This window comes from Arthrobacter sp. Y3223151 (assembly GCF_059091125.1).
The window spans coordinates 48,835-70,213 of record NZ_JBNHGI010000015.1 but is presented as its reverse complement, the minus strand read 5'-3'; the positions used below and the strand labels follow the sequence as shown (position 1 = coordinate 70,213).

Below are 21,379 nucleotides of genomic sequence, written 5' to 3'. Positions count from 1 at the left end.
GGCTGCCGCCGCCGCGTGCACCGCGGCCCGGTAGCGGCGGCGCTGCCGGCGCCCGGCGGCGTAGGGCACGCCGGCGGCCAGCAGGGACATGGCGCTGAAGACCAGGAAGAACCACAGGCCCGTCAGCAGGGCCAGCGCGAACCCGGCGAGCAACGGAAGCCCGGCCAGCAGCAACGCCGTCCTGGTCCGTTGCTCCGGAGGCTTTTCAGCCACGGGCACCGGATCGGCCAGGTCCGTGTCCGGCCGGAATGGTTCGTCCGGTTCGCTGCCCACGACCAGCCGCAGCCGGGTGGCACCGATCCGCACGCTGCGGCCTGCCCGCAGCACGACCTGCCGGGTGCGCCGGCCACGCCAAACGATGCCGTTGGACGACCCGGCGTCGCGCAGCACCACCTGGCGGTCGGTGACGTCCAGGGTGGCATGCAGCCGCGACAGCGCCGGGTCCGCGATGGTCAGCGCGCAGGCATGCCGGCCGACGCTGAAGCTGCCGCGCCCGAGGGCGAACAACCGGCCGGCGTTGGGGCCCGCGGTGACGGCCAAAAGCAGCGGCGGCAGCGCGGGCGGTTCCCGGCACGGCACCACCACCGCGTCCGGGGCGCAGACGACGACGGCGCCATCGACCAGCGGGGACACGCCGGCGGTGAGGGAGGACAGCCTCAGTCCGGCCACCGTGAACGCCGCCCCGGGCAGGCGCCCGCCCAGCCAGGCCGCCAACGGCGCGGCGCTGCTTCCGCATTCCAGCCCCGCGACGGCATCGGCATGCGCGGCGACCCAGGCCGCTGCGGTGGCCGGAAGGCCGGGGGCGGCCGCCAGCGTCAGATGAAGGACCATGACAAGGAACCTAGGCAGAAGGGAGTCCCACTTTCCTCTGCATCGCCCGCTATGTGGATAACCTGCGGAACCGGAAGCTGCGGCAACTAGCGATACCCTTGACTCTGGGCCGAAAGGCCGACACACCGACACCACGAGAAAAGGCCTTAGCTCTTGAAGATCGCTGTCATTGCTCTGGGAAAGATCGGGTTGCCGCTGGCCGCCCAGTTCGCCTCGAAGGGGCACGACGTCATCGGCGTGGATGTGAATGCCGCCGTGGTGGACCTGGTCAACGCCGCAACCGAGCCGTTCCCGGGCGAGGCGGGGCTGCAGGAGAGGCTGGCCGAGCTGGTGCCTGCGGGCAGGCTGCGGGCGACCACCGACTATGCGGACGCGGTGCCGGGAGCGGACGCCGTGGTGCTGGTGGTTCCGCTGTTCGTGGACGCGGAGGCCAAGCCTGACTTCGGTTGGATGGATGCCGCCACGCAGGAGCTGGCCCGGCACCTGACGCCGGGCACGCTGGTCTCGTACGAGACCACGCTGCCGGTGGGCACCACCCGGACCCGGTGGAAGCCGATGCTCGAGGCCGGCTCCGGCCTGGTCGAGGGCGAGGACTTCCATGTGGTCTTTTCCCCGGAGCGGGTGCTGACCGGGCGGGTGTTCGAGGACCTGCGCAAGTATCCCAAGCTCATCGGCGGGCTTTCCGGGGCCGGTGCCGCGGCGGCGCAGGAATTTTACGAGGCGGTGCTGGACTTCGACGACCGCCCTGACCTGCCGCGCGGCAACGGCGTCTGGGACTTGGGCTCGGCGGAGGCCTCCGAGTTGGCCAAGCTCGCCGAGACCACCTACCGGGACGTGAACATCGGGTTGGCGAACCAGTTCGCCCGCTATGCCGCGACCGCCGGGATCGACATCTACCAGGTGATCGAGGCGTCCAACTCCCAGCCCTACAGCCATATCCACCAGCCCGGCATCGCCGTCGGCGGGCACTGCATCCCGGTGTACCCGCGGCTGTACCTGTGGAACGATCCGTCGGCCACGGTGGTGGCTGCCGCCCGGGCCGCGAACGCGGGCATGCCGGACTACACGATCGGCCTGCTGGAGGGCGCGTACGGTGATCTGGCCGGCGCGCGCGTGGCCGTGCTGGGCGCTGCCTACCGCGGCGGCGTGAAGGAGACGGCGTTCTCCGGGGTGTTCGGCGCGGTGGAGGCGATCAACGCCCGGGGAGGCACCGCCGTCGTCCATGATCCAATGTTCAGCGACGCCGAACTCGATGCCCTGGGCTTCACGCCCTACCGGCTGGGCGAGCCGGCCGACGCCGCGGTGGTGCAGGCCGACCACGCCGAATATGCGCAGCTGGGCCCGGACGACCTTCCCGGTGTGAAGGTGTTCGTCGACGGCCGGCGGGTCAGCTCGGCCGACCGGTGGCCGGGCGTGGCGTACCGGGTGATCGGCAAGGCCTGAGGGCCGGAGCGAAGACGCAATGGACAGTGGAGCAGCGGTCGTGAGCGGAAAGAAGGAACCCATGGCGTTCATCGCCGATTCGGCGGACGTCGCCGACGCCGCCCGGCTGGGCGAGGGCACGAAGATCTGGCATCTGGCGCAGGTCCGCGAGGGCGCGGTGCTGGGAGAGAACTGCATCGTGGGCCGGGGCGCCTACATCGGCACCGGCGTGCAGGCCGGGGACAACTGCAAGATCCAGAATTATGCGCTGGTGTACGAGCCGGCGCGGCTGGGCCGCGGGGTGTTCATCGGCCCGGCGGTCGTGCTGACCAACGACACCTACCCGCGGGCGGTCGCCCCGGACGGGTCGCTGAAGAGCGCCGAGGACTGGACGCCGGTGGGCGTGGACATCCGCGACGGCGCGTCGATCGGCGCGCGGGCGGTCTGCGTGGCCCCGGTGACCATCGGTGTCTGGGCCACCGTGGCCGCCGGCTCCGTGGTCACCCGCGACGTGCCCGACTTCGCCCTCGTGGCCGGGGTTCCGGCCAGGCGGATCGGCTGGGTGGGCCGGGCCGGACAGCGGCTGGTCCAAGACCCGGCGGACCCGTCGGGGTGGGAGTGCCCGGCGACCGGCGCCCGGTACCGGGAGGACGAGGGCGTGTTGCACGAAGTTTCAGACGAAACCGGAGGAGAACAGCAGTGAGCAAGGACTTCATACCGGCTGCGAAGCCGATCATCGGGGACGAGGAACGGGCCGCGGTCGACGCCGTGCTGGCCTCCGGCATGCTCGCCCAGGGGTCGGAGGTCGCCGCCTTCGAGCGGGAGTTCTCGCAGGTGCTGCTGGACGGCCGGCACGCGGTGGCGGTCAATTCCGGGACCTCGGGCCTGCACCTGGGCCTGCTGGCCGCCGGCATCGGCCCGGGCGACGAGGTCATCGTCCCGTCCTTCACCTTCGCGGCCACCGCGAACTCGGTGGCCCTGACCGGCGCCACCCCGGTGTTCGCCGACATCGAGCCGGAGCACTACTGCCTGGACCCGGAGGCGGTCCGGGCCGCGGTGACCGGCCGGACCAGGGCCGTCATGCCGGTGCACCTGTACGGGCACCCGGCCGACATGGACGCGCTGGGCAGGCTGGCCGCGGAGAAGTCGCTGCTGCTCTTCGAGGACGCAGCCCAGGCCCACGGCGCGTCGCTGGGCGGCCGGCCGGTGGGCACGTTCGGCGAGTTCGCGATGTTCAGCCTGTACCCGACCAAGAACATGACCTCCGGCGAAGGCGGCATGGTGTCCACCGGCAGCGACGAGGTGGCGCGCCGGCTGCAGCTGCTGCGCAACCAGGGCATGGAACGCCAATACGAAAACGAACTGGTCGGCTTCAACGCCCGGATGACCAACCTGCACGCCGCGATTGGCCGGGTGCAGCTGGGCAAGGTCCTCGGCTGGACCGAACGGCGCCGGGCCAACGCCGCGTTCCTGGACGCGAACCTGGACGGCGTGGGCACGCCGAAGGTGGCCGCCGGGGCGGTCCACGTCTACCACCAGTACACCGTGCGGATCGGCGCGGGGGAGCGGGACCGGTTCGCCGCCGCGCTGAAGGACGAATACGGGATCGGGTCCGGGGTCTACTATCCGATCCCGAACCACCGGCTGCCCTCCTTCAACGTCGCCACGGACCTGCCGGTGACCGAAGCCGCGGCGGCGGAGGTGCTCTCGCTGCCGGTGCATCCCTCGCTCGACGCCGAGGACCTGGACCGGATCGCCACGGCGGTCAACGCACTCGCGAAGGCAGGGGCGTGAGCATGGCAGGGAACGGCAAGACAGTGCTGCGCGCCGGACTGATCGGCCTGGGCATGATGGGCCGCCACCACGCCCGGGTGCTCCGCGAGACCGAGGGCGTGGAACTGGTGGCCGTCGCGGACGCGTACGGCGACCCGCACGACGCGGCGCCCGGCCTGCCCGTCCTTGGCGGCGTCGAGGAACTGATCGCGGCCGGTATCGACATTGCCATGTGCGCGGTGCCCACCGGCCTGCACGAGGAGGTCGGCCTCGCCCTGGCCGAGGCCGGCGTGCACACCATGGTGGAGAAGCCGATCGCCGACACCGTGGCCGGCGGCGAGAAACTGGCCGCCGCGTTCGAATCGCGCGGGCTGGTCGGCGCCGTCGGCCACATCGAACGCTACAACCCGGCGCTGCAGTCGCTGCGCGCCCGGCTGGAATCGGGTGAACTCGGCCGGATCTTCCAGGTCGCCACCCGCCGGCAGGGCCCCTTCCCGGCGCGGATCGCCGACGTGGGCGTGATCAAGGACCTGGGCACGCACGACATCGACCTCACCGCCTGGCTGGCGCAGGCCGCCTACGCGTCCGTCAGCGCCAACACCACCATCCGCTCCGGCCGCGAGCATGAGGACATGGTGGCGGCCACCGGACTGCTGGACAACGGCGTAATCACCAGCCATCTGGTGAACTGGCTGTCGCCGACGAAGGAACGCGTCACCGTGGTCACCGGCGAACGCGGCGCCTTCGTGGCCGACACCCTGTCCGCCGACCTGACCTTCCACGAAAACGGCACCATCGACACCGAATGGGAGTCCGTGGCCAACTTCCGCGGCGTCTCCGAAGGCAACATCACCCGCCTGGCCATCCCCAAGCGGGAACCGCTGAAGGTCGAACACGAAGCCTTCCGCGACGCCGTGCTCGCCACGCGCGGACTGCCGCCGGGTTCCCCGGCAGCCCCGCACGACGGCGGTGCCCGCCCCGGCCGCCCGGCGGCCACCATCGTCACCATGCGCGAAGGGCTGAACACGCTGCGCGTCGCCGAAGCCATGATCGCCAGCGCGAAGGAATCCCGCACCGTCGGGCTGCACGCCTGATGGGCCTGCGGATCGTGCTGGCCACCCGGATCTATGCGCCGGAGGCCGGCGCCGCCGCCTACCGGCTGGCCGCCACCGTGCAGGCGCTGACCGAGGCCGGGCACCAGGTCACCGTGCTCACCACCCGGCCCCCGAAGCAACTCCGGGCCGCGGCGGGTGACGGTGAATACGGCCGCCACGGCGCCGAGATCCTGCGCTGGCCGGTGCTGCGGGATGCCAGCGGTGCCGTGCGGGGCTACCTGCAGTACGCCAGCTTCGACATCCCGCTGTTCTTCCGCCTGCTGGCGCAGAAACCCTTCGACGTGCTGCTCGTGGAACCGCCGCCGACCACCGGCGTGGTGGTCCGGGTCGCGGCCGCGCTGCGGCGCCGCCCCTACGTGTATTTTTCCGCCGACGTCAGCTCAGATGCGGCGGCCGGAATCGGCGTGCACCCGCAGGTGGTCAAGGTGCTGCGGACCGTGGAACGCTGGGTCGTGACCGGCGCAGCCGGCGTCCTGAGCATCTCGACGGGCGTGACCCAGGCACTGGCGCGGTTGACCTCCGGACGCGCCAACGTGGCCGAGGTGGGCACCGGCATTGACACCGGCACCTTCAGCCTGAACGGGCCCCGCGATACCCACCCCGGCCCCACCTTCGTCTACGCCGGAACCATGTCCGAGATCCAAGGCGCCGGCGTGTTCGTGGACGGATTCCTCAAGATCATGGAACGGTACCCCGACACGAGGCTGCTGATGTACGGCGGCGGCGTGGAGCTGGAGGAGCTGCGCCGGCGGGCGGCACCGGCGGGGGAGCGCATCCGCTTCATGGGAACGGCCGACGGCGGCACGATCGCCGGCGCGCTGCGCTCGGCCGCCGCGGGGCTGGCCTCCGTGCGGCCGGCCCGCGGCTATGACTTTGCCTTCGCCACCAAGGCCTTCGTCTCGCTGAGCTGCGGCACGCCCGTGGTCTACGCCGGCGTCGGCCCGCTGCGGCAGCTGGTGGCCGACCACGGGCTGGGCCAGAGCGTGGACTGGGACGCCGGCCAGGTGGCCGAGGCCCTGGCCGCCGCGCTGGAACGGACCCCGGACGACGCCGAGCGCGGCCGGCTGTCCGCCTGGGTCGAACGGAACTACTCGCTACGGAGCGTGGGCGCCCGCGCCGCCGAGGCCGTCGCGGACGCCGCGAAAGGCTCTCGGCCGCGCTGACGCCGGCTGGTCGGGGCGTCGGCAGGGCCGCGAGGATGCCTCCGGTGTCGCCCTCGGTCCGGGGCGCCGGCAGGGACGAAGGGATGCCTCCGGTGTCGGCCTCTGTCAGGGCGTCAGCAGGGCCGCGAGGATGCCCCTGGTGACGGCCTCGTCCTCGGCCGAACTGAGCGCCGCCGCGGCTCCGTGCGCGTTGGCCTTGTACTTGTCCACCTGTTCGGTGGTCAGCGACGCCAGCGCCCGGGCCAGCGACTCGGTGCTGAAGTCCTCGGTCACCACGCCCAGGTCGTAGGCCTTCATCAGCGCCGCGGTCTCCGGGGACGGGCTGAACACCAGGGCCAGCCGCGCCTGGACGAAATCGAAGAACTTGTTCGGCAACATAAACCGGTGGTTCATCGTCTGCGGCGGAAGGGAAAAGACCCCGACGTCGTAGGCATTGAGGGTGGCGGGCAGCTCTTCCGGCGGCACCGCGTCGTGAAAGGTGATGCGTTCGTCGCCGTCGGCCAGGTCCTTGAGCTGCTGCCAGTAGCGTCCGCCGTCGCGCGCCTTGACCAGGTACAGATCCAATGTGAACCGGTCATCGAGCAGCTTAACGGCGTCGATGGTGCCTTCCAGGTTACGGCCGGGTATGGCGGCGCCGCTGTGGACCAGGCGGATCTTCCCCGGCAAAGGGGCCGACGGATCCAGCTGCCGGAACGGCCCCGCGTTGCGGACCACCTCCACGGTGCAGCCGAACTGGTCCGCATACATCCGGGCGATCGAGCCGTTGACGGCGGTGACCGCAGCGCTGCTCGGCAGGTACTTGGCGCAGAGCCTGTGCATATATGGCGCGACCAGCAACCGCCAGGGCAGCACGTGGGAGCGTTCCTCCGGCGCCCACTCGTGCATGTCTCCCCACACCGGTGCCCCCTGTGCCACGGCGTGGGCCAGAGGCAGGGCTCGCGCCTCATTCGCCACGACCAGGTCGAAGCGGCGTCCCACCACCAGCTCGCGGGCCTGCTTAATGGCGGGTGCGGCAAGCTCCACCGCAGAGTGCAGGCGCAGCGCCAACAGCAGTACTCCCAGCGGCGTCTGCGGCAGCGAGGGCAGCGACGCGTCAATCTCCAGGTGGTGGGTGGCTCCGGGGGGACGCTTGCCGTAGCTGAGGGTGGTGACCTCACCGGCTTCGGCCAACAGCTTCAGCTGCCGCAGCACCCGGGAATCTGCCTGGATATCCGAGAACGAGATACACAGGATCTGCTGGGCCACCGCTGCTCCTTATTGCTGATCGCCGGACGATTCCCGGACACTGAAAGATTACCGTCCCGGAATCGATCCGCGGCGGCGCGAGGGCGCACCGGGCGCGGCGGGCTGCGGCGCGAGAGGAGGACGCGAGCCCGGGCTGCAGGCCCGCGGCCCAGGGCAGCCGGGCTCATGGCAGCAGTGCCCCCGGCTGCGAGGCAGCGTGCCCGGCGAGGCCGCCCGGAGCACCGGGCTGGCGTTCAGGACACCGGGCTAGGATGGCGATAAGCCGAGCTGGCTGCAGCCCACCCACCTAGGTCCGGGAGCCCTGTGAAAATCGCCATCACCAAGAGCACATTGCGGATTCCGCCAACGTACTTCGCCACGGCGCATGCCGAACGGTTGAAGGACAGGCACGACTTCCGTGTCTTCACACTGGTGGCGGAGATCGAGGATTCCTCCGTCACGGTCCCGATCACGGACTTCGTCCCGGTGCCGCGGCTGGGCTTCCGGCGCCGCGAACTCATGATGCCGGCCTTCATGCCCGCCATGACCGTCGCCGTGGGCCGGTTTGCACCGGACATCATCCATCAGCACTTCGCCACCTGGTCAACACCCGCCGTAAAGGCCTCCATCGTGTCCGGGGCGCCGCTGATCACCACCATGCACGGCTCCGACGTGGTGGCGCTGGGCAATCCCGCGGACACGATGATGGCCCGGTGGCACCACCGGAACGTACTTGCCGCGGCGGCGCACAGCACCCGCATCCTAGTGGTCAGCAACTACATGGCCGGCCGCGCCGCGGAGCTGGACCTGGACAGCGCGAAAATACAGGTGCATTACCAGGGCGTCGATACCGACTACTTCGAGCCGGCCCGCTACCAGGCCGATGAGATGCCGGTGGTGCTCTTCGTCGGCCGGCTGAACACACAAAAGGGCATCCGTGATCTGTTGGACGCCTCCCTGGCCGTCTGGCGCAAGGCCCGGCACCGGCTCGTGGTGATCGGAGACGGGCCCCTGCGGGACACCGTCGCCGAGCAGGCCGCCAGCCATCCGCACATCGACTACCTGGGCCGCCAGGACCGGAGCGCGATCCGCTCCTGGCTGCAGCGGGCACATGTCCTCGTGGCCCCCAGCCAGGAAGCCGGCGGCGCCCGCGAAGCCGCCGGACTGGTGCTCCTTGAAGCCCAAGCCTGCGGCACACCCGTCCTGGCGTACCGCAGCGGCGGCATTCCCGAAATGATGGACGACGGCGTCACCGGCCTGCTGGCACCGGAGGCCGAGTACAACCAGTTGCAGGACGGGCTGCAGCAACTGCTGCAGCTGGGCAGCGCAGAGTACCTGGCCATGCGCCGCGACGCGCGCAAGTTCGTGGTGGACCAGCGGAGCCTGGCGGGCAGCGTGCGGGAGCTGGACGGCCACTATCAAGACGTCGCAGCCCAACCGCAGGCCACCGGGCGGCAGGGCCCGTTGGCTCCGGAACAGCCGTGACCATTCCCTGTATGGAATACTAGGCGGGTGAGTCGCTGCTGGGTCGTCGTGCCAATGTACAACGAGGCAACCGTCGTCGGTTCAGTTATCCGGGAGTTGCGCGAGACCTTTCCGCACGTCGTGTGCGTGGACGACGGCAGCACCGACGATTCCGCGGCCTTGGCCCGCAAGGCCGGCGCCGTCGTCGTTGTTCACCCGGTGAATCTGGGCCAAGGCGCCGCGTTGCAAACAGGAATCGAATATGCCGTGCAGGATCCGCAGTTGGATGCTATCATCACGTTCGACGCGGACGGCCAGCACCGGGTCCAAGACGCCGAGGCGATGCTGGCACGGATCAGGGCCGGCGAAGCGGACGTCGTGCTTGGTTCCCGCTTCCTCGACGGCCGGGCCGACGTCTCGGCGCTCAAGCGCCTGGTGCTGCGCACGGCAGCCATCCAGTCCCGAATAGCCACCGGCTACCGCCTGACGGATGCACACAATGGACTCCGTGCCATGTCCGCCGACGTGGCCCGGAGGATCCACCTGACCCAAAACCGGATGGCACACGCATCCGAACTAATCCACCAGTTCTCCGCCCTCGACGCCCGCGTGGTGGAGCAACCGGTACACATCGTCTACACGGAATATTCCAAGTCCAAGGGGCAGTCCCTGCTCAACGGCATCAACATCCTCGCTGACCTATTCTTCCGGTGAACCCATGCTCATAGTCGTCCAAATCGTCCTGGTCCTGGCCGTCGCCCTCGGCGCGCTGGCGCTGATGCGCGGGGGCCAGAACGCCCGGCACCAGGCCGTGCGCCGCATCCTGCTGATGCTCTTCGCCGTCATGGCCGCGCTGTCCGTGTTCTTCCCGGGCATCCTGACCGCCGTGGCGAATGCGCTCGGCATCGGCCGCGGCACGGACCTGGTGCTGTATGGGCTGATCGTGTGCTTCCTGATCTACATGGCGAGCTCTTTCCAGCGCACCCGGCAACTCGAGGAGCGGATCACCAAGCTGGCCCGGCGCCTCGCCCTGGACGAGGTTCCTAAGCCGGATGACCTCGCCGGACCGAACGACGTGGCACGCCCGGGAACCGCGCCATGACGGTGCCGGAAAGTCGTCGCCGCCACGACGGCGGTCCGGAAGCCGAGATCGTGATCGCCGTCCATACCGCCGACCGGCCGGTCCGGCGCGCCGTGGACTCGGTCCTGGCCGCGGCGCCGGGGCGCGTGGGGGCCACGGTGGTGTGCCACAACATGGAACCGACTCCCGTGCGCCGGCAGCTGGCCGGCGTGCCGGAGACCGTCCGGGTGCTGGAACTGGCGGACGGGGTACCGTCCCCGGCCGGGCCGTTCAACCACGGGCTGGGCCAGGCCCGGGCTCAATTTGTCGGCATCATGGGGTCCGACGACACACTTGAACCCGGCGCCGTGTCCGCCTGGCTGGACGCCGCGCACGCCACCGGCGCGGTCGCCGTCGTCGCGCCCCTCCGCTACCGCGGCGGCGCACGCATCCTCACACCCCGCGCCCGGGTGATCAGGGGCCCGCTGGTGGATCCGCTGCGCGACCGCCTGGCCTACCGGACGGCACCTCTGGGACTGATCCGGCGCGAGGCGGTCGGCCGGTTGGGCCTGCGGCTGACCGAAGGGCTGCGCACCGGGGAGGACCTGGAATTCGGCCTGCGCCTATGGTTCTCGGGCGAAAGGATCGCCTACCCGGCCCACGCCCCGGCGTACTTGGTGGGAGAGGACGCGGAGGAACGCGTCACCGCGGCCGTGCTGCCGCTGCGCGCCCAGTTTCAGGACGTCGAGTCGCTGGTATCTGGGGACTGGTACCAAGCGCTGCCCGCCGCCCGGCGCGAGGCCATCGCGGTGAAGCTGCTGCGCGGCCACATCATCAGCGCGGCGCTCCGCCGTGGGGCGGACTTCGCCTGGGGAGCCGAGGACCGGGAGGCGATGTCCGCCGTCGTCCGCTCCCTGACCGACGCCGCCCCCGGGGCGCCGCGCCTGCTGGGCGCCCCGGACGAACGGCTGCTGCTGGCCCTGCGGGATGCGGCCTCCGCCGCGGACCTTGCCTCGGACATACGACGGCGGGAGGCCGCCGGCGCGCTGCAACGCACCTTCACCCGGCGCTGGCCGGACAACGCCCGGCGCGAAGCCCCGCTGCGGACCAACCTGAACTCGCTCGCGTTCACCGCCGCCTGCCGGCTGCGCGACGCCCGGCCGCAGGCCGGCCCGGCCGCCGCGGCGGGCTGTCCCGCCGGGACCAACGGCTCCTCCGCCGCCCCGGAATCCGCCAGCCCCGACGTAAGGCAGCCCCGTGACTGATGCCCGATCCCTGCTGATCCTCTCGCTCTCGCCGCTGCGCAGCGACCCGCGGGTGCTCAAGCAGATCACCCTGTTCAAGGACAAGTACCGGGTGTTCACCTGCGGCTACGGCCCCGCGCCGGACGGCGTCGCCGGGCACTTCGAGCTGGACACCGCGCTGGCCAGCTGGCCGCGCGACCCCCGGCGGCTCGCCCTGCGCCGCTACGTGGACGTGTATTGGAACATTGCCGCCGTGGCGCAGGCCCGGAAGCTGCTGCGCGGCCAGCGCTTCGACGCGGTGCTGGCCAACGACACCAACACCGTCCCGCTGGCGCTGAGCCTTGGCCCGGACCGCGGCGTCCACGCCGACCTGCACGAATTCGCGCCCAAGGAGCACTTCAACAAACCGGCCTGGCGGGCGCTGGTCGCTCCCTACGTCCGCTGGCTCTGCCGCACCTACCTGCCGGCCGTGCGCTCGGTGACCACGGTGGCGGAGGGCATCGCCGAGCAGTACACCAAGGACTTCGGCGTCGCCGCCTCCGTGGTCACCAACGCCGCGCCCTACGCGGACCTGCAGCCGCGGCCCACCGGCGCGAAGATCCGGATGATCTACAGCTCCGCGGGACAGCGCTACCGCAAGATCGAAGACATCATGGAGGCCATGCGCGGCGCGCCGGAGCACCTGGAGCTGGACCTGATCGTGATGCCCAACGAGCCGGCCTACGTCGCCGAGCTCAAGGCGCTGGGCGAGGAACTGCCGCGCGTGCGGTTCCGCGAGCCCGTCCCGTACGACCGGTTGGTGGACACCGTGGCGGAATACGACGTCGCCGTCTCCATCATCCCGCCCACCAACTTCAACCTGGCGCACGCGCTGCCGAACAAGTTCTTCGAGGCCGTCCAGGCCCGCACCGGACTGATCATCGGGCCCTCGCCGGCCATGGAGACGCTGCTGCGCCGGCACGGACTGGGCGCCGTCACCGCCGACTTCACGCCCGCGGCCCTGGTGGAGGTGCTCAAGACCCTGACGCCGCAGCTGGTGGACGAGTGGAAGGCCAACGCGCACGCCGCCGCCCGCGAGCTGTCCTCCGAGCACCAGATCAAGGGCTGGGGGCAGGCCGTGGACGGTCTGTTCGCCCGGCAGGAGGCCTGAGCGGTGGCAGCAGAACCGCGCGTCCTGCACATCTACGACGCCGCCGACGTCGGGGCCACCCTGGTCAAGTACGGCCGGCGGTCGGGGCGCCCGTGGCGGCACTTCAACGTCACGCCGCAGGAGGGCGCCCCGTCGTCGGCCGCGGGCCGGGCCGGGAAGCTCGCCGCCGGGGCCGCCTGGCAGGCGCGGCGGGCCGCCGCCATCCTGCGGTCGGACCTGCTGCACGTGCACTCGGGGTCGCGGATCGGCGTGGTGCGGTCCCGGCCGGTCAAGCCCTTCGTGCTGCATTTCCACGGCACGGACATCCGCACCCAGTACTACGATCCCGTCCGCCGGCCCGCGCTGCAGTGGGGCGCGGACCACGCCGTGCAGGTGCTGTACTCCACCCCGGACCTGCGGGAACACGCGGAAACGGCCCGCGCCGACGCCGTGTACCTGCCGAACCCGGTGGACCTGGAGGAACTGCCCGAATGGCGGCCCGCCGCCAGGCCGCGGATCGTTTTCGCCTCCCGCTGGGATGACTCCAAGGGCGGCCGGCGGCAGCTGGAGCTGGTGCGGGCCCTGCAGGTGGCCGCGGGCGGCGAGGTGGAGCTGCAGGGGCTGGAGTGGGGCGGCGGCGCCTCCCGGGCGGCGGAGCTCGGCGTCGTGATGGTTCGGAAGATGCCCAAGCCCGCGTACCTGCGCTGGCTCGCCTCTGCACATGTGGTGATCGGCCAGACCGCCGGCATCCTGGCCATGAGCGAACTGCAGGCCATCGGCATCGGGGTTCCCGTTGTGATGCAGCCGGGGGAGGGGTACTACCGGTCGCCTCCCGTGCTGCGGGGGGAGTCGGCCGACGCGCTCGCGGCTGCGGCCGCGGCGGCGCTGGAGAACCCGTCCCGCACCTCCGCAACCCTGGACGGCCGCGCCTGGCTCCGGGAACACCACGACCCGGCAGGCCTGGTGCACCGGCTGGCGGGCATCTACGCCGAGGCGGCAGCAGGCTAAGCCTGACGGTTCCGGCCCGAGGGGACCGGAGCGGCCGGCGACGGGCGCCGGCTCAGCTGTGTTCTTCCACCGGCTTCCCGGTCTTTCCGAGGCCGGCGAGGGCAGCCTGTTCGGCGAAGTCCGGCACGGTGGCCACCACCTCGTCGAAGGTTCCGGCGGCGGCCACCGTTCCGCCGCGCATGAAGAACACGATGTCGGCGTCCCGGATCGTCGCCAGCCGGTGCGCCACGGTAATGACGGTGACGTCGCCGTGCAGCTGCCGGATCGCCGTCGTCACCGCCGCCTCGGTGGCGGTGTCGAGTGCGGAGGTGGCCTCGTCCATGACGAGCACCCGGGGGTTGTCATACAGGGCGCGGGCGATGCCGAGCCGCTGCCGCTGCCCGCCGGAGAGCGCCATGCCGCGCTCACCGACCAGGGCGTCCAGGCCGCCGTCGCGCCCCATCACCGTGTCCAGCAGTTGCGCGCGCCGCAGCGCAATGGCCACGCGCTCGCGGTCCACCCGGGACTGGTCCCAGGCCAGGGCGACGTTCTGCGCGATCGAGGCGTCGAAGAGCGAGACCTCCTGCGGCACGTAGCCGATGCGCCGCCGCCAGGAATCCAGCACGAACTCCATGGGCTCGCCGCCCACCAGGATGCGCCCGCGGCTCGGCTCGAGCAGGCCCAGGAGCAGGTCCACCATCGTCGACTTGCCGGCGCCGGATGCACCGACGAAGGCCACGTGGCTGCCGGCCGGTATCCGAATGTAAACGTCGTGCAGGGCCGGCGCCGCGGTATCCGGATAGCTGAAGGCGACGTCCTGCAGTTCGATGTCGGCGGCGTTGTCCGGCAGCTCGTGCTGCGGGCGCTCGTCGCGCAGCCGGGACATTTCGGCTTCGCCCTCGTGGATGTCCTCGACGATCTGCCGGGCGAAAGACGCGCTGGTGTTCACGGAAGACTGCACGGCCTGCATGCGGGTCAGCGAGGGGATCAGGCGGAACCCCGCGACGGCGAACAGGCCGACGGCGCTGACCGCCCCGGCGGGTCCGCCGGTCAGGTAGCCCACGCCGCCCAGCAGAGCGAAGCCCAGGACCAGGGCGGTCTCCAGCACGTAACGCGGGATCTGCGAGATCTGGATGGCGCCGGCGCGCGCTATCGAGGACTTCGTCCGGGTGCCGTGCACCTGCTCCTGCACCTCGGGGCCGCGCCCGGCCAGGGTGATTTCCTTGAGCGCGCCCAGCGCCTCGTACAGGGTCTTGGCGGTGCGGTTGGACCACTCCCGGTTTTCCCGGCCGATCGCCACGGCGCGCGGGGAGATCACCTTGGCCAGCAGCAGCGCCACCAGGCCCAGGTAGATCATGGTCACCACCGCGATCAGCGGCTGGGCCACGAACAGCACGACGACGACCGCCACCAGGGTGCCCAGCTCGCCGAACAGGCTCATCGCCGGCATCAGGACTCCCGAAACGGTGATCCCCACGCCGACGTCGACGGAGCGCACGATCTCGGCCGAGTTGCGGCCGAGCCGCTTCTCCCACGGGGAGGCGAGGTAGGCGGCGAAGAGGCGGTCGCCGATGGCCACCTCGTGCCGGGCGAAGCGCTTGGTGGCGAAGCGCAGCAGCAGGACGGCCAGCACTCCCTTGAGCACGATCAGCAGGCAGATAAAGGCGAGCAGCGGCAGGGCCAGCCCGTTTTCGGCGACGTTGCCCACGAGGGGCAGCTCGGCGTCGGAGCTGCCCACGAGGGCCGGCAGCAGCGCGGCGATCAGCCCCAAGGCGACGACATCCAGCAGGGCCAAGGCCGCGGAGGCGGCACCATAACCGGTCAGGAATCGCCGGCTGCCGTCGGGCAGGGTACGCAGCAGGGGCACAAGGACGTCGAGGATGCTTTTCATACTGCCCTTCAGCCTATTGCATTTTGCACTTATCACTTGCGAGGGCTGCTGGCCAGCGGCGGATCGAAGATGGGACGGATTCTCCACAATCGGGGTGCGGGACTGGCCGGTCCGAAGACCGGCCGCTAGGGTCGGTGGACACACTCGGTCGCAAGTCTCAGCTTCGCGTGGCCGGGGTTGGCCTGAACTCTGAGGGGGGAGCAGGGATGGAGGGCATCCGGATCGTCGAGGGGGAGGTCCGTGAGCTGATCCGCCAGCGCGGCCTGGACCCTGCCCGCCAAGGTCCGGAGGTCCGACGACTGGTCGAAGCCGCGGTGACTGACTATGACGAACGGTCCTTGCTGGGATCTCTTCCGCCGCTCGGACATCTGGACGATGCGCGCCAGTACGTTTTTGACGCCGTGGCCGGATTCGGACCGTTGCAACCGCTGTTGGACGACCGCGCGATCGAAGAAATCTGGATCAACTCTCCGTCCGAGGTCTACGTAGCCCGAGGCGGCGAATCCGAGCTGACGTCTGTATCGCTCACGCAGCAGCAGGTGGCGGATTTGGTGGAACGGATGCTGAAGTCGTCGGGACGACGCCTGGACTTGTCATCGCCCTTCGTGGATGCGGCCCTCCCCGACGGATCGAGGCTGCATGTTGTCATTCCGGACATCACCCGCCGGCACTGGGCGGTCAACATCAGGAAGTTCATCGCCCGTGCTTCGCGGTTGGAGCACCTGGTGGAGCTGGGCACGCTGACCCCGGAAGCGTCCCGGTTTCTGGGAGCGGCAGTCAGCAGCGGTCTGAACATCCTCGTCTCGGGCGCAACCCAGGCGGGCAAAACCACCATGCTCAACTGCCTGGCTGCCGCTATTGGCAGCCGGGAGCGGGTTGTCACGGTGGAGGAGATCTTCGAACTGCAACTGCCCCTGCGCGACGTCGTAGGGCTCCAGTGCCGGCAACCGAATCTTGAGGGGGAGGGCGCCATACCGCTGCGGCGGCTGGTCAAGGAGGCACTGCGCATGAGGCCCGACCGACTGATTGTCGGTGAGGTCCGGGAAGCCGAAAGCCTTGACATGCTCGTGGCACTCAACAGCGGGTTGCCGGGGATGTGTACGGTCCATGCCAACAGCGCCCACGACGCCATCACCAAGATTTGCACTCTGCCGCTGCTGGCTGGGCAGAACATCTCGTCCGCGTTCGTGGTTCCAACTGTGGCATCGTGCATCGACCTGGTGGTCCACTGTGTCCGGCGGCCGGACGGCAGGAGACAGGTCGCGGAGATCGTGTCGCTGGGCCGGCGGGTGGAGAACGGGATTATCGAAACGTCTACATTGTTCAGCCGCCAAGACGGCCAGCTTGAGGTGAGTCCTTCTGCCAGCCCCGCGGAGGAAAAGTTCGCGCGCGCGGGATATGAAGTCATGCAGCTGTTGGAACCGGTGCCATGACGACGGCGGCGGGGCTCCTTGGCGGCGTGGGGCTCTTCTTGATTTGGTGGTCCTGCTGGGAAAAACCGCCCCCACAGGTGCGGCTGAAGCGGCCGGGCCGGCTCTCGCGGATGATCAGCCAGGCGGGCATCGAGAGGGTATCGCCGACCGCGCTTATGGCCAGCTGCGTGGCCATGGCAGCTGCAACTTTCCTGATGGTGCTGGCACTCGCAGCATCCGGTCCCATCGCGGCCTGTTTCGGTTTGTTCGGGGGATGGCTTCCGTTCGCCCTGGTGAGTTGGAAGGCTCGCCGGCGCGCGGCCGTCTTGCGCGAAATCTGGCCGGACGCCGTCGACCACCTGCGTTCGGCCATCCGGGCAGGACTCTCGCTGCCCGAGGCGCTGGTGCAGTTGGGAACGCGAGGCCCGGTGGAGCTGCGGCCGGCGTTCAGGGAATTCGCCTCCGATTATCGCGCGGGCGGGAATTTCGATGACGCCTTGGAGCGGCTCAAAGCAAGGCTGTCCGATCCGGTGGCCGACCGGATCGTGGAGGCGCTGCGCATGACGCGTGAAGTCGGCGGTACCGACTTGGGCAGATTGCTCGGGACGCTGGCGGAGTTCCTCCGCGACAGCGCACGGACCCGCAGCGAACTTGAGGCCCGCCAATCATGGACTGTCAACGCTGCCCGGCTCGCCGTTGCTGCCCCTTGGATCATCTTGATGCTGCTGGCTACCCGGCCGGAAGCTGTGGCTGCCTACAACACGACCGTAGGGGCTGCCGTCCTGCTGGGCGGGCTCGTGGTGTCGATCGTGTGCTATCGACTGATGCTGCGCATTGGGTCGCTCCCCGAAGAGGAGCGGGTGCTCCGGTGAACCACGTAGCTGCAACGACAGCTCTATTGGGCATCACATTGGGGGTAGGCCTCTGGCTGACCGTCGTCCGGCTGCCGTTCTTACGCCGCCGGCGCTTCGCGGACCGGATCGCCCCGCAGCTGAAGTCGATCGAAATGAAGTCGCGGCTGCTCGACGGCGGACCGGGAAACGTCACGCCGTTTGGCCCCCTGGAACGGATTTTCCGCCCGGTGCTCCGTGACTCGGTCACCTGGCTTGGGAGGTTCAATTTCGGTTCCACCTTGCTGTCCAAGCGGTTACTGCAGGCCGGACGCAGGCAGGGCACCGTCGATTTCCGTGCCGAACAACTGTTGTGGGCGGCGGCGGGCTTCGTCATCGGCATTGCGTGGACGATTACCTCGGCGGCGGGAAATTCGCTGGACCCTGTACTTGCGGTGATCCTCACCTTGGGACTGGCAGTGGGCGGGTTCATGCTTCGGGACTACCTTCTGAGCGTGCAAATCCAACGCCGTGAGGAAAAGATGCTGGCGGAATTTCCCAGCTTGGCGGAGTTGATGGCACTGGCCGTCAGTGCCGGAGAGAGCGCAACGGGGGCACTGGAGAGAATCTGCCGCAGCGCCCAGGGCGAGCTGGCGGGCGAATTTGCGGTGGTGCTCGCACAAACGCGATCCGGTACGCCGATGCTGGCGGCGTTGCAGGACTTTTCACACCGCACCCGCTTGCCGGCGCTGGTGAGGTTCGTCGACGGAATCACCGTGGCCGTCGAGCGAGGAAGTCCGCTGGCGGACGTTCTGCGGGCGCAGGCCCAGGACGTGCGCGACATGGCGAAGCGGAACCTGATGGAGTCGGCCGGAAAGAAGGAAATCGGCATGATGGTGCCTCTCGTTTTCGGGGTCTTGCCGCTGACCGTGCTGTTCGCCGTGTACCCGGGCATAGCGCTGATCAATCTCGGCTGGTGAAGCCGACCGACGGAATTCTCACTGGGGGTTAAAAGGGAAGGAACTACGACATGATGAAACTCTCGCTCATGTTCACTGTCACGATTTCGCTGCTGTGGAGCGGAGGGCTGGATCGATTGCGACGTGCGGCGCGGGCCGAGGATGGCGAACGCGGAGATGTGCCGGGGTGGGTGATGATCACCTTAATGTCGGCGGTGCTCGTGGCTGGCATTCTGGCGCTGGCGAAACCGGCTCTGGAAGGACTCTTCAACGACGCCATCGGCCGCGTGACCCAGCCCTGACGTGGGATCGAACGACCGTGCCCACGGAATGCGGCAGTCCACCGCTGCCAGCGTCGGCAGCGGTTCCTGTCGGGGCCGGGACCGTTCCGACCGGGGCTCCGCGAGCGTGGACTTCGTGTTGGTGGGCGGTGTCCTCACCCTGATATTCGTGTCGATCATGCAACTGAGCCTGGTCTTGCACGTGCGCAACACGCTGATCGACGCCGCGGGGTCGGGTGCGCGCTACGGAACCTTGGCCGATCGAGGCGCCGCCGACGCGCAGGAAAGGACGGTTGACTTGATCACAGCTTCGCTGACCGACACCTACGGCCAAGACGTCCACGTTGAAGAAGTCGTCCGGTCCGGCGTCCCCACGTTACGGGTCACGGTCCGGGCTCCGCTGCCTGCGCTAGGACTGATCGGTCCCCAAGGAGTGCTGGAGGTCCACGGCCATGCGGCTCTTCCGCGCTGACGGGGCACCACGGGGCGTCGGGCTCAAGGGCGGCCCGGACCCATCCCGAAACTTGCCGCAGGGCTCGGTGACGGGCCTGTGGCAGCGGCTGAAGGACTGCCTGAAGGCAGAGGATCCGGAGCGGGGGAGCGCCGTCGTTGAATTCGTCTTCCTTGGCACGCTGCTCCTGGTTCCGGTGGTCTATTTCGTCATCGCGGTCTCACAGGTGCAGGCCGCGTCGTTCGCCGTTGTGAATGCCGCGGACCAAGCGGCGAAAGTGTATGCGGGGTCAGACGAGGCCGCAGCTGCTGGCCAGGCGGCGCAGCAGGCGGCGCTCTTGGCTGCCGAAGACTTCGGTTTTGGCATGGAGCGTGTCGATATCAGGATTAGTTGCGGCAATGGAGCGTGTTTGGAAGCGGGCTCTTGGGTCACCACGGAAGTCGAGATTTCGATCCCGCTGCCGTTGCTGGACGGCACGGGCATCACCATGGCGACGGTGAACTCTTCGGCGACCCAGATAGTGGAACGGTACCGATGATGCCCGGAAGACCTTCAGGCGCCCGGACCGCCCGTTGTTTCAACGGCGCAGGAAGCCGAAGGAAGAGCAACGACGATGAGGGCCAGGTGCTGGTTCTGCTCATCGGCTTTGTGCTGCTGAGCCTGTTGGTCCTGACCGTGGTGATGGGGGCCTCCGCCGTGTATGTCGAGCGGAAGAAGTTGCTGTCCGTTGCGGACGGGGCCGCGTTGGCTGCCGCGGACACTTTCGCTTTGGCCGACGTCGAGACAGGTTCAGGGGTGCCGGTGCCATCGCTGGATGACGAATCCGTGAGGGGATCCGTCTCGCGGTATCTGTCCGACACGGGTGCATTCGGGAGGTTTGATCAGTTGACCGTAGGCAGCGACACCGGCTCCCCGGAGCAGCGCACGGCGCACGTGGTGCTGAGCGCGGTCGTCAGGCCGCCGATGGCAAATTTCCTGATTCCGGCAGGTATCCCTGTGACCGTTTCCAGCGACGCGCGTTCGGAACTCAGACGCTGACCGGGACGGGGTGATTTCCTTGAGGGCGCCCAGCTTCATACAGGGGGTCGGTGGAAACGCCCGCCCGCCGGTCTCAGGTTCGCGGGGGGGGGTGCACGCCCGAACTCTGAGGGGGAGCAGGGATGGAGGGCATCCGGATTGTCGAGGGGGAGGTCCGTGAGCTGATCCGCCAACGCGGCCTGGACCCTGTCCGCCAAGGTCCGGCGGCTGGTCGAAGCCGCGGTGAACGACTATGACGAACGGTCCTTGCTGGGATCTCTTCCGCCACTCGGCCAACTGGACCATGCGCGCAGGCACATTTTCGACGCCGTGGCCGGATTCGGCCCGTTGCAACCGCTGCTGGACGACCGCTCCGTCGAAGAGATCCGGATCAACTCCCCGTCGGAGGTCTATGTAGCCCGAGGCGGCGAATCCGAGCTGACCTCCGTCTCGCTCACGCAGCAGCAGGTGGCGGATCTGGTGGAGCGGATGCTGAAGTCGTCCGGACGTCGCCTGGACTTGTCGTCCCCCTTCGTCGATGGGGCCCTTCCTGATGGCTCGAGGCTGCATGTAGTCATTCCGGACATCACCCGCCGGCACTGGGCGGTCAACATCAGGAAGTTCATCGCCCGGGCTTCGCGGTTGGAGCATCTGGTGGAACTGGGCTCGCTGACGCCGGAAGCATCCAGGTTCCTGGGAGCGGCAGTCAGCAGCGGTCTGAACATCCTCGTCTCGGGCGCCACCCAGGCGGGCAAAACCACCATGCTCAACTGCCTGGCTGCCGCTATCGGGAGCCGGGAGCGGGTTGTCACGGTGGAGGAGATCTTCGAACTGCAGCTGCCCCTGCGCGACGTCGGCGGTCTCCAGTGCCGGCAACCGAATCTTGAGGGGGAGGGCGCCATACCGCTGCGGCGGCTGGTCAAGGAGGCACTGCGCATGAGGCCCGACCGGCTGATTGTCGGTGAGGTCCGGGAAGCCGAAAGCCTTGACATGCTCGTGGCCCTTAACAGCAGTTGGCGCGCACCATTCATGCACATTCCAAGTGACGCCCCTTGAGCGCGCTGCACTTGGCTGGTGACATTTCCGTAATGCTTTAGTAACGGATACCGTGCCAACATTCCCGCAA

General features: G+C 69.2%; 21 protein-coding genes and 1 pseudogene. 19 read left to right on the top strand and 3 right to left on the bottom strand.

Going from position 1 to position 21,379, the window contains the following annotated elements:
* On the bottom strand, positions 1–831 hold an 831-nt coding region (locus tag AC5RUP_RS15875; protein ID WP_494158743.1), incomplete at its 3' end, for an FHA domain-containing protein.
* A 153-nt stretch (positions 832–984) separates the two neighbouring features.
* On the opposite strand from AC5RUP_RS15875, the gene AC5RUP_RS15870 reads away from it, so the two are divergent.
* The 5 genes from AC5RUP_RS15870 to AC5RUP_RS15850 all read left to right on the top strand — a co-directional run bounded on the left by AC5RUP_RS15870 (position 985) and on the right by AC5RUP_RS15850 (position 6,304).
* Positions 985–2,274: a nucleotide sugar dehydrogenase gene (locus AC5RUP_RS15870; protein ID WP_494155091.1), complete on the top strand. Its 1,290-nt coding sequence runs from the start codon at positions 985–987 to the stop codon at positions 2,272–2,274.
* Positions 2,275–2,335: 61 nt separating this feature from the next.
* Entirely contained in the window at positions 2,336–2,956 is a 621-nt protein-coding gene (locus tag AC5RUP_RS15865; RefSeq protein WP_494158746.1) for an acyltransferase, read from the top strand.
* Positions 2,953–4,047 carry a DegT/DnrJ/EryC1/StrS family aminotransferase gene (locus tag AC5RUP_RS15860; RefSeq protein ID WP_494154124.1) on the top strand — a complete coding sequence of 365 codons (1,095 nt, stop codon included), beginning with the start codon at positions 2,953–2,955 and terminating at the stop codon, positions 4,045–4,047. Before AC5RUP_RS15865 ends, AC5RUP_RS15860 begins: the two co-directional genes overlap by 4 nt.
* Positions 4,048–4,049: 2 nt before the next feature.
* Positions 4,050–5,120, top strand: a complete 1,071-nt coding sequence (locus AC5RUP_RS15855) for a Gfo/Idh/MocA family protein (protein WP_494158745.1) — start codon at positions 4,050–4,052, stop codon at positions 5,118–5,120.
* Positions 5,120–6,304, top strand: coding sequence for a glycosyltransferase (locus AC5RUP_RS15850; protein WP_494158742.1), 1,185 nt, complete (start codon positions 5,120–5,122; stop codon positions 6,302–6,304). Before AC5RUP_RS15855 ends, AC5RUP_RS15850 begins: the two co-directional genes overlap by 1 nt.
* Before the next feature lie 105 nt (positions 6,305–6,409).
* Here AC5RUP_RS15850 and AC5RUP_RS15845 read toward each other — a convergent pair whose 3' ends face one another.
* Positions 6,410–7,549, bottom strand: coding sequence for a glycosyltransferase (locus tag AC5RUP_RS15845; RefSeq protein ID WP_494155197.1), 1,140 nt, complete (start codon positions 7,547–7,549; stop codon positions 6,410–6,412).
* A 303-nt stretch (positions 7,550–7,852) separates the two neighbouring features.
* On the opposite strand from AC5RUP_RS15845, the gene AC5RUP_RS15840 reads away from it, so the two are divergent.
* From AC5RUP_RS15840 to AC5RUP_RS15815, 6 genes are read left to right on the top strand one after another with little or no spacing between them, the layout of a single operon-like run.
* Complete coding sequence (locus AC5RUP_RS15840; RefSeq protein WP_494155001.1) at positions 7,853–9,013, top strand: glycosyltransferase; 1,161 nt, start codon at positions 7,853–7,855, stop codon at positions 9,011–9,013.
* A gap of 27 nt (positions 9,014–9,040) precedes the next feature.
* Positions 9,041–9,706 carry a glycosyltransferase family 2 protein gene (locus AC5RUP_RS15835; protein ID WP_494155000.1) on the top strand — a complete coding sequence of 222 codons (666 nt, stop codon included), beginning with the start codon at positions 9,041–9,043 and terminating at the stop codon, positions 9,704–9,706.
* Between the two features lie 4 nt (positions 9,707–9,710).
* Complete coding sequence (locus AC5RUP_RS15830) at positions 9,711–10,094, top strand: DUF2304 domain-containing protein (RefSeq protein ID WP_494154999.1); 384 nt, start codon at positions 9,711–9,713, stop codon at positions 10,092–10,094.
* Positions 10,091–11,317 (top strand): glycosyltransferase, encoded by a 1,227-nt coding sequence (locus AC5RUP_RS15825; RefSeq protein ID WP_494158741.1) that lies wholly within the window; start codon positions 10,091–10,093, stop codon positions 11,315–11,317. The genes AC5RUP_RS15830 and AC5RUP_RS15825 overlap by 4 nt, the downstream gene beginning before the upstream one ends.
* Entirely contained in the window at positions 11,310–12,446 is a 1,137-nt protein-coding gene (locus AC5RUP_RS15820) for a glycosyltransferase (RefSeq protein WP_494158740.1), read from the top strand. The genes AC5RUP_RS15825 and AC5RUP_RS15820 overlap by 8 nt, the downstream gene beginning before the upstream one ends.
* A gap of 3 nt (positions 12,447–12,449) precedes the next feature.
* Positions 12,450–13,433 carry a glycosyltransferase gene (locus AC5RUP_RS15815; RefSeq protein WP_494158739.1) on the top strand — a complete coding sequence of 328 codons (984 nt, stop codon included), beginning with the start codon at positions 12,450–12,452 and terminating at the stop codon, positions 13,431–13,433.
* A 52-nt stretch (positions 13,434–13,485) separates the two neighbouring features.
* On the opposite strand, the gene AC5RUP_RS15810 is transcribed toward AC5RUP_RS15815, so the two are convergent.
* Positions 13,486–15,303: an ABC transporter ATP-binding protein gene (locus AC5RUP_RS15810; RefSeq protein WP_494158738.1), complete on the bottom strand. Its 1,818-nt coding sequence runs from the start codon at positions 15,301–15,303 to the stop codon at positions 13,486–13,488.
* A gap of 206 nt (positions 15,304–15,509) precedes the next feature.
* On the opposite strand from AC5RUP_RS15810, the gene AC5RUP_RS15805 reads away from it, so the two are divergent.
* The 8 genes and pseudogenes from AC5RUP_RS15805 to AC5RUP_RS15770 form a co-directional block, all read left to right on the top strand.
* Positions 15,510–16,736 carry a TadA family conjugal transfer-associated ATPase gene (locus tag AC5RUP_RS15805; RefSeq protein ID WP_494153286.1) on the top strand — a complete coding sequence of 409 codons (1,227 nt, stop codon included), beginning with the start codon at positions 15,510–15,512 and terminating at the stop codon, positions 16,734–16,736.
* Entirely contained in the window at positions 16,733–17,587 is an 855-nt protein-coding gene (locus AC5RUP_RS15800; protein ID WP_494153285.1) for a type II secretion system F family protein, read from the top strand. Before AC5RUP_RS15805 ends, AC5RUP_RS15800 begins: the two co-directional genes overlap by 4 nt.
* A gap of 26 nt (positions 17,588–17,613) precedes the next feature.
* Complete coding sequence (locus AC5RUP_RS15795; protein ID WP_494153284.1) at positions 17,614–18,525, top strand: type II secretion system F family protein; 912 nt, start codon at positions 17,614–17,616, stop codon at positions 18,523–18,525.
* A 50-nt stretch (positions 18,526–18,575) separates the two neighbouring features.
* Positions 18,576–18,806, top strand: coding sequence for a hypothetical protein (locus AC5RUP_RS15790; protein ID WP_494091270.1), 231 nt, complete (start codon positions 18,576–18,578; stop codon positions 18,804–18,806).
* A 28-nt stretch (positions 18,807–18,834) separates the two neighbouring features.
* Positions 18,835–19,257 (top strand): TadE/TadG family type IV pilus assembly protein, encoded by a 423-nt coding sequence (locus AC5RUP_RS15785; protein ID WP_494153283.1) that lies wholly within the window; start codon positions 18,835–18,837, stop codon positions 19,255–19,257.
* Positions 19,238–19,774: a TadE family protein gene (locus AC5RUP_RS15780; RefSeq protein ID WP_494153282.1), complete on the top strand. Its 537-nt coding sequence runs from the start codon at positions 19,238–19,240 to the stop codon at positions 19,772–19,774. The genes AC5RUP_RS15785 and AC5RUP_RS15780 overlap by 20 nt, the downstream gene beginning before the upstream one ends.
* 86 nt (positions 19,775–19,860) lie before the next feature.
* Positions 19,861–20,274 carry a pilus assembly protein TadG-related protein gene (locus AC5RUP_RS15775; protein WP_494153281.1) on the top strand — a complete coding sequence of 138 codons (414 nt, stop codon included), beginning with the start codon at positions 19,861–19,863 and terminating at the stop codon, positions 20,272–20,274.
* Between the two features lie 122 nt (positions 20,275–20,396).
* Positions 20,397–21,264 (top strand): annotated as a pseudogene (locus AC5RUP_RS15770) (TadA family conjugal transfer-associated ATPase); the annotation flags it as partial.
* Positions 21,265–21,379 lie beyond the last annotated feature (115 nt).